Source organism: Burkholderia sp. BCC1208 (assembly GCF_902833095.1).
Taxonomy (GTDB): Bacteria; Pseudomonadota; Gammaproteobacteria; order Burkholderiales; family Burkholderiaceae; genus Burkholderia.
Genome location: NZ_CADFDY010000003.1, coordinates 160,091 through 174,058 on the forward strand (window position 1 = coordinate 160,091; position 13,968 = coordinate 174,058).

Below are 13,968 nucleotides of genomic sequence, written 5' to 3' on the forward strand. Positions count from 1 at the left end.
CGTCGCCGGTTGGAGGCATCCGGCATTCCGTCCGTGATGGTCGAGCGAATTCACACGAGATCAATCCACATGACGTGATGCATCCGGCGCCGGGGCGGCGCGATGTCCCGGCCCCGGCTGGACGTGACATCGCGCGAACGCCCTACCGCCCCGCCGGCGGCTGCAGGATGTCCCGCGGAATCAATGCGATCAGCACGCAACTGATCAGCAGGCAGGCGCCGAGCGCATAGGTGCCGTTGTTGATGTCGCCGGTCATTTGCTTAGCGACGCCTGTGATCATCGAGCCCGTGAAGCCGGACAGGTTGCCCACCGAGTTGATCAGCGCGATGCCGGCCGCCGCGGCCGTGCCGGACAGGATCTGTCCGGGGAAGGTCCAGTAGATCGGCATCAGCGCGAGGATGCCGCACGTGGCGACGGTCAGGAACACGATCGACAGCGCCACGTTGTGGGCGAACGCCGCGCTCAGAATCAGGAAGACGCCGCCGATCAGCGCGGGAATCGCCGCGTGCAGGCGGCGTTCGCCGGTCCTGCGCGAGTGCGATGCGTTCCACACCATCGCGAAGATGGCCGTCAGGTACGGAATGGCCGTCAGCAAACCGATATGCAGCGGGCTCCGCACGCCCGACGCGCGGATGATCGACGGCAGCCAGAAGGCCAGCCCGTAGAAGCCGGTATTGAACGTGAGCAGGATGAAGGTGAGCAACCAGACGCGCGGGCTGCGCAGCGCGGCGCCGACGCTGTGCGACTTGTGCGCGGCCTCGGATTCGAGGTTGCGCGACAGCACCGCCTTTTCGTCGGCGGACAGCCACTTCGCCGACCGCGGGCCGTCGCCGAGGCACGCCAGCACGATGAACGCCACCACGATCGACGGCAGCCCTTCGAGCAGCAGCATCCATTGCCAGCCGCTCATGCCCGACAGGCCATGCGTCTGCTCCATCAGCCAGCCGGACAGCACGCTGCCCAGCGTCAGGCTCAGCGGGATCGCCACCAGGAAACCCGACATCGCCACGCTCTGGCGGCGCGCCGGGAACCAGTAGTTCAGGTACAGGATGACGCCCGGGAAAAACCCGGCTTCGCACAGCCCCAGCAGGAAGCGCAGCGTGTAGAACATCGTGGTCGTCTGCACGTGGAAGAACTGCGCGAGCGGCACGATGAAGGCCATCGACGACGACACGATGCCCCACGTGATCATGATCCGCGCGATCCAGAAGCGTGCGCCGTAACGATGCAGCAACAGGTTGCTCGGCATCTCGAACAGGAAATAGCCCCAGAAGAAGATGCTGGCGCCGAGCGCATAGACGCTGTCGCTCAGGCTCAGGTCGTCGAGCATCTGCAGCTTGGCGAAACCCACGTTGACGCGATCCAGATAGGCCACGACGTAGCACAGCAGCAGCAAGGGCAGGATGCGCCGCATGACCTTGCGATAAAGGGCGTCCTCGGACGAGTCGGCCGCGGCCGGTGCGGCAGCGGCCTGCGTAATGGATGGCATCGGTCTGTCTCCTGTTCGTTTAGGTCTTCTTCGTACCGGCGAGTGCGCTTGACGCATCGATGTTACCGATAACATCCGGTGGCAAAAAAAAGCCGACGAGGCGACGGGAGCGAGCAGTGCTTTGATACCGGTAACAAACGCCAAGGTAGCATGCAGCGACAGGCGCGTACAAGTCCCGCCGAACGCGTGGTTTCCCTAGTACGGGCGTCGCTTCGACGAGCGCATCGCGGCCGGCCTGCACGATATGCCGCACCGGTATGATGTAGCCTTTCCGGCTTTCTCCCGATCGCGATTCCGATGCCCAGTCCCACCGCCGTCCGGCCCGCCGGGCCGCCCCGCATGTCCGACGTAGCGCGCCTGGCCGGCGTATCGAAGATGACGGTGTCGCGCGTGCTCGCGGGCCACAGCGTGGCCGCCGAGACGCGCGCACGGGTCTGCGAGGCCATCGACCAGCTCGGCTACGTGGCCGACGCGGCCGCCGGTGCGCTGTCGTCCGGGCGGTCGGAATTCGTCGCGGTGCTGGTGCCGTCATTGTCGAGTTCCAACTTCTCGGACACCGTGCGCGGCCTGACCGATGCGCTCGAACCGCATGGCCTCCAGCTGCTGCTCGGCGACACCGACTACGACCTGGAACGTGAAGAACGGCTAGTGCGCTCGATGCTGCGACACCAGCCGCGCTGCATCGCGCTGACGGGTGCGCAGCACACCGATGCGACGCGCAAGGTGCTGGAGCGCTCGGCGATTCCCGTGGTCGAGATGTGGGATCTGCCCACGCGCCCCATCGACACCGCCGTCGGCTTCTCGAACGTGCGCGCCGCCCGTGCGATGGTGCGCCACCTGGCCGAGCGCGGTTACCGACGCATCGGCTTTCTGGTCGGCGCCAGCGAACTGGATCGCCGCGGCCTCGACCGACTCAAGGGTTACCAGGCAGAGATCAAGGCGCTGGGGCTGGGCGAACCGCGCGTCGTGCGGCTGGGCGAATCGCCGATCACGATGAGCCACGGCGGGCCCGCGATGGCGGCGCTGCTGGAGCAATGGCCGGATACCGATGCGGTGATGTGCGTGAGCGACATGTCGGCATTCGGCGCGATCATGGAATGTCACCGGCGCGGGCTTGCCGTACCCGCCGATATGGCCGTGGCCGGCTTCGGGAACTTCGAAGTGGCGGCGTGCTGCCACCCGACCATCACGACCGTGTCGGTGGACGCGTACGGCATCGGGCTACGCACGGGCGAAGCGTTGCTGGCGGCGCTGCAAGCGCGCGACGGCGGCGAGCGGACCGAGTCGCACAGCATCCGTATCGACTACACGATCGTCGCGCGGGAAAGCGCCTGACGGGTCGACGGCCGCCCACGTGCCGGCGCGCGACGTGCGCGGCGTTGCTCCGGCCCCCTGCCCTCACCTCCGCCACGCGCGCACAAATCCCTTCCGCAACGCAAAAAACCCGTGCTAACATCCAATCGATGTTACCGGTAACTATCCGGCACGCACAATCAAGAAGGCCCTTCGGAGACAGCCTGCCATGTCACAAATCCCTCGCCGCTTGCGCAGCCAGGAATGGTTCGACGATCCCGCGCACGCGGACATGACCGCGCTCTATGTCGAGCGCTTCATGAACTACGGGTTGACGCGCGAGGAGCTGCAGTCGGGCCGCCCCGTCATCGGCATCGCGCAGACGGGCAGCGACCTGGCGCCGTGCAACCGCCACCACATCGAGCTGGCCGAGCGCACCAAGGCGGGCATTCGCGACGCGGGCGGCATTCCGATGGAGTTCCCCGTGCACCCGCTGGCCGAGCAGAGCCGCCGGCCCACGGCCGCGCTCGACCGCAATCTCGCCTACCTCGGGCTGGTGGAAGTGCTGCACGGTTTTCCGCTGGACGGTGTGGTGCTGACGACCGGCTGCGACAAGACCACGCCGGCCTGCCTGATGGCGGCCGCGACCGTCGACATGCCCGCGATCGTGCTGTCGGGCGGCCCGATGCTCGACGGCTGGCACGAGGGCAAGCGGGTCGGCTCCGGCACGGTGATCTGGCATGCCCGCAACCTGCTCGCCGCCGGCGAGATCGACTACGAAGGCTTCATGCAGCTGACCACGGCTTCGTCGCCGTCGATCGGCCACTGCAATACCATGGGCACGGCGCTGTCGATGAACAGCCTCGCCGAGGCGCTGGGCATGTCACTGCCCGGGTGCGCGAGCATCCCCGCCGCCTATCGCGAGCGCGGCCAGATCGCTTACGCTACCGGCAAGCGCGCGGTCGAACTCGTTCGCGACGACCTGCGCCCGTCGACGATCATGACGCGCGCGGCGTTCGAGAATGCGATCGTCGTCGCGTCGGCGCTCGGCGCCTCGACCAACTGCCCGCCGCATCTGATCGCCATCGCGCGCCACATGGGCGTCGAGCTGAGTCTGGACGACTGGCAGCGCTTCGGCGAAGCCGTGCCGCTGCTCGTGAACTGCATGCCGGCCGGCGAATACCTCGGGGAGAGCTTCCATCGCGCCGGCGGCGTGCCCGCCGTGCTGCGCCAGCTCGACGCGGCCGGCCTGCTACGGCGCGACTGCCTGACCGTATCCGGCCGCGCGATCGGCGAGATCGCCGACACCGCGCAGGATGCCGACCGCGATGTGATCCGTACGCCCGACGCGCCGCTCAAGCACGGGGCCGGCTTCATGGTGCTGTCGGGCAACTTCTTCGACAGCGCCATCATGAAGATGTCGGTGGTGGGCGACGCCTTCCGCCGGACCTACCTGGCCGAGCCGGGCGCGGAGAATACGTTCGAGGCGCGCGCGATCGTGTTCGACGGCCCCGAGGACTACCACGCGCGTATCGACGATCCCGCGCTGAACATCGACGAGCGCTGCATCCTCGTGATCCGCGGTTGCGGCACGGTCGGCTACCCGGGCAGTTCGGAAGTCGTGAACATGGCGCCGCCCGCCGAGCTGGTGAAGCGCGGCATCACGTCGTTGCCGTGCATGGGCGACGGACGCCAGAGCGGCACGTCGGCCAGCCCGTCGATCCTGAACATGTCGCCGGAAGCCGCGGTGGGAGGCGGCCTCGCCTTGCTGCGCACGAACGACCGCGTGCGTGTGGACCTGAATCGCCGCAGCGTCGACGTGCTCGTCGACGCGGACGAACTCGCGCGCCGTCGCGAGACCGCGAGCTTCACCGTGCCGGAGGCGCAAACGCCCTGGCAGGAACTCTATCGCCGGTTCGTCGGCCAGTTGTCCACCGGCGGCTGCCTCGAACCGGCCACGCTGTACCTGAAGGTCATCGAGCAGCGCGGCAACCCGCGCCATTCGCACTGACTGCCCCGCCCCCGACTCTTGCCGAGCTGACCATGCGTACTCCTTCCGTTTCCGATTGCCTGCCGCACGACCTCGCCCACGCGCTGCTGATCGGCCGCGTCTGGCGGCACGACGGCGCCCACGCGGGGCCGAGCGTCGTCGCCGTGCGTGGCGGCGAAGTGTTCGACATCACGCGCACCGTGCCGACCACCGCGGACCTGTTCGACCGCCCCGATGCAGTCGCGCTCGCGCGCACGGCTCCCGGCGAATCGCTCGGCCGCGTCGAGCCGTTGTTGCAGGCGACGCTGGACGGCACGCCCGGCGCCACGCGCCTGCTCGCGCCGTGCGACGTGCAGGCCATCAAGGCGTGCGGCGTCACCTTCGCGGTCAGCCTGATCGAGCGCGTGATCGAGGAACAGGCCGGCGGCGATCCGGCCAAAGCGAGGGAGGTACGCGACACCATCGCCGCGACCATCGGCACCGATCTGTCGAAGATCGTGCCGGGCTCGGAAGCCGCACTGCGCCTGAAGGCGGAACTCGAGCGCCGCGGTGCATGGTCGCAATACATGGAAGTGGGCATCGGCCCGGATGCCGAGGTGTTCTCCAAGTCGCAGCCGATGTCCGCGGTCGGCTTCGGCGCGGACGTGGGGCTGCTGCCCGTGTCGGTGTGGAACAACCCGGAGCCGGAGATCGTGCTGGCGGTCGCCAGCGACGGCAGGCCGGTGGGCGCGACGCTCGGCAACGACGTGAACCTGCGCGACATCGAAGGCCGTTCGGCGCTGCTGCTCGGCAAATGCAAGGACAACAACGGTTCGTGCGCGATCGGCCCGTTCGTGCGGCTGTTCGACGACGGCTTCACGCTGGACGGCGTACGGCAGGCCAGCGTGTCGCTGCGCGTCGAAGGCGCGGACGACGGCTTCGTCCTCGACGGCATCAGCCACATGCGCGAGATCAGCCGCGACCCGGCCGACCTCGTCGCGCAGACCTGCGGCGCGCATCACCAGTATCCGGACGGCTTCATGCTGTTCCTCGGCACGATGTTCTCGCCGATCCAGGATCGCGACGCGCCCGGCGGCGGATTCACGCATCACCTCGGCGACCGCGTCACCATCTCCACGCCCGCGCTCGGCGCACTCGTCAACACCGTGCGGCTTTGCACGGAGATCGCGCCGTGGACCTTCGGCGTGCGCGCGCTGTATGCGAATCTGGCCGCGCGCGGGCTGCTTGCTGCGTGAAGGCGGCAGACGGGGCGTGCGAACCGCCGCGCATTGCTCGGTGGCGGTAGCCTCGTCGACGATCGGTCCGTGAAGCACCCGCGCAACGTCGCGTGCGATCGAACCCGCTTCACGTGCCGTTCGCCTGCTCCGGCGCCTCTTGTCGCGTATCAACCGCGACGCACCACGCCGCGCGAAGCGCGAAGGCAGAAGCGGGTCTGTCGGGCGCAAACGGAGCCCTTCGCCCCCTCGACGTGACGAGCTCGGATCGCTGTCGAAATTTTTTTTCGATGGCAGGTCACGCGCAAACGATTGCGCTCGGCAACCGTCCTAAATTGTTCACTCACCGTACCGATAATAAGGAAAGCTATTTGATACTGGACTTTCCCCATGAACGATCGACGGCTAACGGTTCGCACGAAGCTGATCATGGCTTTCGGACTTCTTACGTGCATGGTTGTGGTCGTCTCTCTCGTCGGCATCGTATCGCTCGCCAACGCGAACGCGGCATTCGATAACTATGTCAACGGCACCAACGCCCGCGCGACCCTCGTGGACAAGGTTCGCGTCGCGGTCGACCGGCGTGCGATCGCCGCCCGCAACCAGGTCCTGGCGGCGGGACCGCGCGATGCGGACCTCGAGAAGGAAGCGGCACTGCAGGCCGACCGCGAAGTCGGCACGCTGCTGGGCGAGCTGACGAATGCGGTCCGCGAGGGGAGCGGCGCGTCCGACAAGTCTCGTGAACTGGTTCGGCAAATCGCGGCGGTCGAGGCGCAGTACGGCCCCGTGGCGCGCGCGATCGTCGAAGCGGCGGCGAACAACCGGCGCGATCAGGCGATCACGATGATCAACGAACAGTGCCGACCGCTGCTGGCCCAGCTCGTCGCGGCCACCGAGGCATATGCGACGTACTCGCGCTCGCGGGCCGCCCAACTGGTGAAGGAATCGGAAGACCGATATACCTCGCGGCGACTGATGCTGATCGTGATCTGCATCGCCGCGGCGGCGGCCGCCGCGATCTCGGGCCTCTTCATCATCCGCGGCCTGCTGCGCTCGCTGGGCACGGAGCCTGCCGCGCTCAGCGAGATCGCCCGCCATATCGCCGCCGGCGATCTCGGCGCCGAATCCACGACCGGCGCCGCGCCGGCCGGCAGCGTACTGGCTTCCATGCGCGACATGCAGGCGAACCTGATCCGCCTGATCTCGGAAGTCCGTACCGCATCCGGCAACGTCGCGACGGGCGCCGGCGAAATCGCGTCCGGCAACCAGGACCTCTCCTCCCGCACGGAACAGCAAGCCGCATCGCTGCAGGAAACCGCCTCGAGCATCGAGCAACTGACATCCACCGTGCGTCTGAACGCCGACAACGCGCAGCAGGCAAGCGGCCTGGCCGACAACGCATCGGAAGTCGCCCAGCGTGGCAGCACGGCGGTCGGCCTGATGGTCGACACGATGACGGACATCAGCGCGAGCTCTGCCAAGATCGCCGAGATCACCGGAATCATCGAAGGGATCGCGTTCCAGACCAACATCCTCGCGCTCAACGCGGCCGTGGAGGCCGCCCGCGCCGGCGAGCAGGGCCGCGGCTTCGCGGTGGTGGCCAGCGAAGTCAGAAGTCTTGCGCAGCGCTCGTCGAGCGCCGCGAAGGAAATCCGCGAGCTGATCTCGCAATCGGTCCGGAAAATCCAGGACGGCTCGCATATCGCGAACAACGCGGGCGATACGATGAGCCAAGTCACGCACGCGATCTCGCGCGTGACCGACATCATGGGCGAAATCGCCGCCGCGTCGAACGAGCAGAGCCGCGGCATCGAGCAGGTCAATCTGGCGATTACGCAAATGGACGAAGTCACCCAGCAGAATGCCGCACTCGTCGAGCAGGCCGCCGCCGCATCGAAGTCGCTCGAGGAACAGGGGAACCGGCTTGCCGAGGCCGTATCGCTGTTCCGGCTGGACACCGGCACGGCGAAGGCGTAGCGACTCGACGCGCAGCCGCATATCCGCGACACGCGCATCGAATCGGCGTCCGCCATGTTCAGCACCCGAAATTAACCAGATAGTGGGAATTCACACCCGCCGCGTACGACGCGCAACAATTCCGTAACGACCGCGTAACGATCGCTCACCACAATCCTCCCTCTTCGACCATCAGGATGGAGTCTTGCATGTTTGCGTCACGAAGCCGTTTCCCGCTGCACGTCGCGGCATTGTCGAGTGCGATCGTATTGGCCGCCTGCGGCGGCGGCGACGACGTCGCGTCGACCGCCACGATCGCCGCGGCCGTTCCGGCGCCCCCCGCCGACCCCGGCTTCGTCGACAGCGCGCCGATCCCGAGCGCGCCCGCTTTCGTCGACAACGTCGCGACCAACCAGCGCGGCGATGCGCGCTATGCGACGCTGTCGACCAACGCCGCGGTGCGCGTGTTGAGCCGTTTCCTCGATCTCTGGCAACCGTCGACGATGCTGGTCGACGCGGGCGTGAGCGCGCCGGCGAACGGCGCGTTCCCGGCCATCTCGCCGTCGACCTGCTCCGGACTGCCGAACAGCGGCGTGCCGTGCGGCACGATCCTGAACGATGCGGTGCTGTCGGCCAACGTGCAGTACGTGATCGACGCGACGACCGCCCGTACGCCGCAGCAGGCCGATGCCGCGTACTACGACGACCGGCGCGGCAAGGGATACAGCGTGACCGACGGCATGGGTCCGCTCACCGCCGCGTGGCGCACCGCGGCCCAGCAGACGACCAGCATCACCAGCGTGCCCGCCGATGCCACGACCGTGCTGTACAACGACTCCGGCAACAACGTCGGCGTCGGCAGCAGCGGCAACGCCAGTTTCGGGAAGGTCGTCGACCTGCTCAACGAAATGGGCAACAACGCGTCGACCGAACCTTCGAAGCGCTTCTTCAAATACGCGCGTCCGTACCGCTGGAGCACGAGCGTGATCGTCGCGCCGACGCTGGTGCCGGCCGAAAGCGCGACGCCCGCGACCGACGGCGGCTTCATCAGCGGCCACACGGCCGAAGCGATGCGCGATGCGACGACGATGGCGTGGCTCGTGCCGGAACGCTTCCAGGAAATGGTCAGCCGCGGCCTCGAGCTCGGCGAGAACCGGATCCTGGCCGGCATGCATTCGCCGCTCGACGTGATCGGCGGGCGCATGCTCGCGCTGGCCGTCAGCGCGGCGAACCTGACCGCGTACGCCGGCGACGCGCAGGCCGCCTACACGCAAGCCCATCAGACGTTGCAACAACTGACGGGCACCAGCGCCACGACCTTCTCCGCATTCGCGCACGCCGGCACGACGGCCACCGACCGGTTCGCGGACTACACGACGAACAAGAGCGCGTTCCTGCGCCGCATGACGTTCGGCTTTGGCGCGATCGAATCGACGAACGCACCGCCGGTCGTGCCGAAGGGCTCGGAGATTCTGCTGCAGACGCGCTTTCCGTACCTGAGCGCCGACCAGCGGCGCGTCGTGCTGAAAACAACCGAACTGCCGTCCGGCTATCCGGTCATGGACGACGCGGAAGGCTGGGGTCGCCTGAACCTGTTCGCGGCGGCCGACGGCTACGGCGCGTTCAACGGCAACGTGATCGTGTCGATGGATGCATCGCAGGGCGGGCTCAATGCCGCCGACCTGTGGCGCAACGACGTCGCTGGCGCCGGCAAGCTGACGCTGCAGGGCAGCGGCACGCTGACGCTGGCGGGCAACAACGGCTACACGGGCGGCACGCAGGTGAGCGGCGGCACGCTGGCAGCCGCGTCGACGACGGCGTTCGGCAAAGGGGACGTGTACGTCGGACCGGGCGGCAGCGTGCGAATCGCGGCCGCCGCGCCGGTGACGATCGCCACCCGCTACACGCAGCTCGACAACACGACGCTCGAACTCGACATCGACGGCAACGGCGGCGGACGGCTGCGCGTGGGCGGCCCGCTCACCGTCGCGGGCGGCACGCTGCACGTGAAATTCGTGAACGGCTACGCGCCGAAGGCCGGCGACACCATCGCGCTAATCGACGGCGCGGCGGCTGCCGCGAAGTTCTCGACGGTGACGGTCGACGGGTTCAAGGCCACGCCGGCCTACACCGCGACGGGCGTGTCGATCACGCTGTCGGCGGCGTAGCCGACAACGATCGCCTGCCGGCTCGTGCCGGTTTCCGTCACGGGTGCTCCTTCGCGGCCTGATCGCGCGAGGAGCGTGCGCGGCGCGTCACATGATCGCGCCGCGCAGCCACGGTACGAACTCGCGTTCGCCGATACCGTTGTCCTCGCTGCGCGATCGTCGTCCGGAGGCGACGTCGAGCATCAGCCGAAACAGCCGCGCGCCCGCTTCGTCGACCGTGAGCGAACCGGCGACGATCCCGCCGCTGTCGAAATCCATGTCCGATTGCATCCGCTCGAACAGGCCGGTCGTCGTCGCGATCTTGATCGTCGGCACCGGCTTCGAGCCGAACACCGAACCGCGGCCCGTCGTGAAGCACACGAGATTCGCGCCGCCGGCGATCTGCCCGGTCGCCGACACCGGGTCGTAGCCGGGCGTATCCATGAACACGAGCCCGGCTTGCCGCACCGGCTCCGCATAGTCGTAGACCGCGCGAAGCGGCGAGCGCCCGCCCTTCGACACCGCGCCGAGCGACTTCTCGAGAATCGTCGTGATGCCGCCGGCAAGGTTGCCGGGGGACGGGTTGTTGTTCATTTCGCCGCCGTGATCGGCGACGTAGCGCTCCCACCATTGCAACCGGCCGAGCAGACGCTCGGCGACGTCGCGCGAGGCCGCCCGCGCGATCAGCAGATGCTCCGCGCCGTAGATCTCGGGCGTCTCGGACAGAATCGCCGTGCCGCCGTTGCGGACCAGCAGATCGACGGCCGCGCCGAGCGCCGGATTCGCCGTGATGCCCGAATAGCCGTCGGACCCGCCGCATTGCAGGCCGACCGTCAGCCGCGATGCCGGCACCGCGCTGCGACGCGCGCCGTCGGCCACCTCCAGCAACGCGCGCACGATCGACACGCCTCGGGCAACGGTGTCGCGCACCCCGCCTTCGTCCTGGATGACCAGCGTGCGCACGGTGCCCGGCGCGGCCGCGTCGAGCCGTTCCGCGAGCGCGCCGACCTGATTGACCTCGCAACCGAGACCCACGAGCAGCACGCCGGCGAAGTTCGGGTTGCGTGCATAACCGACGAGCGTGCGGCGCAGCAGTTCGATGCCGTCGCCGGTCGCCGACATGCCGCAGCCGCTCTGATGGGTGATCGCGACGACGCCGTCGACATGACCGAACGCATCGAGCGCGCCGTGCCGGTACGCATCGGCGATCGCATGACAGACGCTCGCCGAACAGTTGACGCTCGCGATCACGCCGACGTAGTTGCGGGTGCCCACGCTGCCGTCGGGCCGCACGAATCCGTCGAAGGTGTCGCCGCGATCCGCCGGAACCTCGTGCGCATCGCCGGCAGGCCCGTCGTCGTGCGCATGACGCTCGGGCATCCCGACGTTGTGCACGTGCACGTGCTCGCCCGCGGCGATGTCGCGCAGCGCGATGCCGATCGGCTGCCCGCATTTGACGATCGCGTCGCCGCGCGCGATCGGCGCCGTGGCGACCTTGTGGCCGGCCGGCACCGCGGCCGCCGGCCGCAACGGCGCGCCGTGCACGTCGATCGGCACGTCCGGCGCCAGCGCGTCGAGTGCGACGGCGACGTTGTCGTCGCCGTGAAGGATCACGATTGCCGGTTGCTTCACGATGCAGTTCTCCCTGTCGTTGCGACGCCTGCCGGGTCGCCGGCCGGGTCGCCGGCCGCCGGATCGCCGGCCGCCATGCCATGGCGGGCGACGAGTTGCCGCAACCGAGGCTGTTCGGCCGGCAGCGCCAGCGAATCCGCGAGCGCGAGCAACGGCTCCATTCGCCGCGCCACCTTCTCGCGATGATTGACCGCGATATCGGCGATGCGATGCGCGAGAAACGGATTGAGAAAGCGCTCGCGCACGCTGTCGACATAGTGTTCGGCCGTTTCGCGCAGGCCCAGCGCCACGAATACCGGCGCGACTTCATCGCGCCACACCGCCTCGAGACCGTCGCGCAGCCGCGCATCGTTCATCGCGTCCAGCACCGTTTCCGATGCGTCGCGCCCCGCCGCGAGCCACTGCTCCGCGAGCCAGCTGTGCCCGAGATTGAGGAAGAACAGCTTCAGGCGCTCATGGCTGCGCAAATCGTCGGTGACGACGATCTGCGCGTGCCGGCACGGCAACGCCATGCCGGCACGCCGTTCGATCGCCCATAGCGCGTAGGGCTCCGCGATCGCGCCGACCGGATGCAGCGGCTCGGACACGATGCGGTCGACGAGCGAGTTGACCCACACGCAGCGGTGGCGCAGATAGTCGGCGAACGCGTCGGGCAGCCGCCACCGGCGCGCGAGGTCCAGCACGATGTCGCGCAGCGTGTCGCCGTTGTTCGTCACCAGCTCGCAAGGCAGGATGGAGATGCCATCGTCGGGACGCACCTGCCAGCGCGCATGCAGCAGCACGAGCAGCTTCGCCGGAAAGCCGCGCGGGGTCTGCTGCGGCCGGTCCGGCAGGTCCGCCGCGTCGCGCGGATCGGTGCGATAGCCTGCGTCGCCGGTGTTCGATACGATCACGCGGACCGTCTCGATCGCGGCGCGGCGTATCTCCGCCCAGTCGCGCTCGGCGTCCCATGCGCGATGCACGGCGCGGCATTCGACGACTTCGTCGACGATGCCGCCGCGGTCGCGCCCGCGAATCCGCACCGGATAGCGACCGGTCGCGCGCAGCGCGTCGATGCGGGCGCGGCTGGCCGGATTGCCGGTCGTCTGCACGATGCCGATGCCGCCCATCGCGTTGCCGTCGTCCAGCGCCTGGGAGACGAACAGGTCGACATGCGCCAGCAGGAAGCGGCTCGTGCCGAATTGCAGGATCGGCGGCGTCATCGCATGCGCTCCACGTGCCGGATTCGACGGATCAACATTCGACGAGCGCCTTCACGACGGTCTGCCCCGCTTCCAGCAGACGCGGAAGCGCGTCCGGCACCTCGTCGAGCCGCATCCGGTGCGTGTTCAGCGCACGGTCCGGAATACGCCCTGAACGCATCGCGTCGAGCACCGTCGCGAAATCCTCGGCGGTGGCATTGCGGCTTGCGAGCAGCGTGGTTTCCCGCTTGTGGAATTCGGGATCCGAAAACGCAACGTGCCCGCGCACGATCGAGATCAACGTGTATTTGCCGCCGTGCGCGACGAATTCGAAACCGCGATTCATCGCATCGAGGTTGCCCGTCGCGTCGAATACCGCATCGAAATACTCGCCGTCGGTCAACGACGCGAGACGCGCCGCGTCGTCTTCCCCCACTTCCACCGCCGCATCGACCGCCAGGTGCTCGCGGCAAAACGCCAGCCGATCGGCCCGCGTGTCGAGGCACGTGACGTCGGCGCCGCGCAGCTTCGCGAAGATCATCGCGGCCATGCCGATCGGCCCGGCGCCGACGACCAGCGCCCGCTGTCCGGCACGGACGTCGGCGCGCCGCACCGCATGCGCGCCGATCGCAAGAAATTCCAGCATCGCCGCCTGGTCGAGCGAAATGCCGTCGGCCTTGTGGACGAACTGGGCGGGCACGCTGAGGTATTCGGCCAGCGCACCGTCGCGATGCACGCCGAGCACCTTGATGTTGACGCAGCAGTTCGTGTTGCCGTGACGGCATGCGATGCAATGCCCGCACGACAGATACGGCATCACGTACACAGCGTCCCCGACGTCGAGCCCCGACTCGGGTTCCGCCTCGACGACCACCGCGGAAAGCTCGTGACCCATCACGCGCGGATAGTCGAGGTATGGCTGGTTGCCGGTGAAGATGTGCAAATCGGTGCCGCAGATGCCGACACGTTGCACGCGCAACAATACTTCGCCGCTGCCGCGCACGGGCAGTTCGCGATGCTGCACGCGCAGCACGCCGGGGGATTCGCAAATCACGCTGAGCATGTC

The 13,968-nt window shown here is 68.1% G+C and carries 9 protein-coding genes; 5 read left to right on the forward strand and 4 right to left on the reverse strand.

Translation table 11 applies throughout. The features are described 5' to 3' along the window. Positions 1–142: 142 nt before the first annotated feature. On the reverse strand, positions 143–1,489 hold the full coding sequence (locus HWX09_RS08395; RefSeq protein WP_027786598.1) for an MFS transporter: 1,347 nt from the start codon (positions 1,487–1,489) through the stop codon (positions 143–145). Between the two features lie 297 nt (positions 1,490–1,786). Here HWX09_RS08395 and HWX09_RS08400 point away from each other — a divergent pair, with 297 nt between their 5' ends. The 5 genes from HWX09_RS08400 (at position 1,787) to HWX09_RS08420 (ending at position 10,110) form a co-directional block, all read left to right on the forward strand. After that, positions 1,787–2,824 carry a LacI family DNA-binding transcriptional regulator gene (locus tag HWX09_RS08400; protein WP_027786597.1) on the forward strand — a complete coding sequence of 346 codons (1,038 nt, stop codon included), beginning with the start codon at positions 1,787–1,789 and terminating at the stop codon, positions 2,822–2,824. Positions 2,825–3,011: 187 nt separating this feature from the next. Then, positions 3,012–4,793, forward strand: coding sequence for an IlvD/Edd family dehydratase (locus tag HWX09_RS08405; protein WP_027786596.1), 1,782 nt, complete (start codon positions 3,012–3,014; stop codon positions 4,791–4,793). A 32-nt stretch (positions 4,794–4,825) separates the two neighbouring features. Then, on the forward strand, positions 4,826–6,007 hold the full coding sequence (locus HWX09_RS08410) for a fumarylacetoacetate hydrolase family protein (protein ID WP_027786595.1): 1,182 nt from the start codon (positions 4,826–4,828) through the stop codon (positions 6,005–6,007). Between the two features lie 369 nt (positions 6,008–6,376). Further along, positions 6,377–7,963 (forward strand): methyl-accepting chemotaxis protein, encoded by a 1,587-nt coding sequence (locus HWX09_RS08415; RefSeq protein WP_027786594.1) that lies wholly within the window; start codon positions 6,377–6,379, stop codon positions 7,961–7,963. A 188-nt stretch (positions 7,964–8,151) separates the two neighbouring features. Beyond that, positions 8,152–10,110, forward strand: coding sequence for a phosphatase PAP2 family protein (locus tag HWX09_RS08420; protein WP_027786593.1), 1,959 nt, complete (start codon positions 8,152–8,154; stop codon positions 10,108–10,110). Between the two features lie 87 nt (positions 10,111–10,197). Here HWX09_RS08420 and HWX09_RS08425 read toward each other — a convergent pair whose 3' ends face one another. Genes HWX09_RS08425 through HWX09_RS08435 form a run of 3 tightly spaced genes read right to left on the reverse strand, consistent with a single transcriptional unit; the run spans position 10,198 to position 13,965 of the window. Then, a complete protein-coding gene (locus tag HWX09_RS08425; RefSeq protein ID WP_027786592.1) occupies positions 10,198–11,721 on the reverse strand; it encodes an altronate dehydratase family protein in 1,524 nt (507 codons plus the stop codon). Next, positions 11,718–12,923 carry a mannitol dehydrogenase family protein gene (locus HWX09_RS08430; protein WP_227789466.1) on the reverse strand — a complete coding sequence of 402 codons (1,206 nt, stop codon included), beginning with the start codon at positions 12,921–12,923 and terminating at the stop codon, positions 11,718–11,720. Before HWX09_RS08430 ends, HWX09_RS08425 begins: the two co-directional genes overlap by 4 nt. A gap of 31 nt (positions 12,924–12,954) precedes the next feature. Further along, a complete protein-coding gene (locus HWX09_RS08435) occupies positions 12,955–13,965 on the reverse strand; it encodes a zinc-binding alcohol dehydrogenase family protein (RefSeq protein WP_027786591.1) in 1,011 nt (336 codons plus the stop codon). Between the last annotated feature and the right edge of the window lie 3 nt (positions 13,966–13,968).

What these genes read in the sequence shown, in the direction of transcription:
- HWX09_RS08395 (WP_027786598.1), bottom strand. Translation starts at nt 1,489, where the DNA reads ATGCCATCCATTACGCAGGCCGCTGCCGCACCGGCCGCGGCCGACTCG.
- HWX09_RS08405 (WP_027786596.1), top strand. Translation starts at nt 3,012, where the DNA reads ATGTCACAAATCCCTCGCCGCTTGCGCAGCCAGGAATGGTTCGACGAT.
- HWX09_RS08430 (WP_227789466.1), bottom strand. Translation starts at nt 12,923, where the DNA reads ATGACGCCGCCGATCCTGCAATTCGGCACGAGCCGCTTCCTGCTGGCG.
- HWX09_RS08415 (WP_027786594.1), top strand. Translation starts at nt 6,377, where the DNA reads ATGAACGATCGACGGCTAACGGTTCGCACGAAGCTGATCATGGCTTTC.
- HWX09_RS08420 (WP_027786593.1), top strand. Translation starts at nt 8,152, where the DNA reads ATGTTTGCGTCACGAAGCCGTTTCCCGCTGCACGTCGCGGCATTGTCG.
- HWX09_RS08410 (WP_027786595.1), top strand. Translation starts at nt 4,826, where the DNA reads ATGCGTACTCCTTCCGTTTCCGATTGCCTGCCGCACGACCTCGCCCAC.
- HWX09_RS08435 (WP_027786591.1), bottom strand. Translation starts at nt 13,965, where the DNA reads ATGCTCAGCGTGATTTGCGAATCCCCCGGCGTGCTGCGCGTGCAGCAT.
- HWX09_RS08400 (WP_027786597.1), top strand. Translation starts at nt 1,787, where the DNA reads ATGCCCAGTCCCACCGCCGTCCGGCCCGCCGGGCCGCCCCGCATGTCC.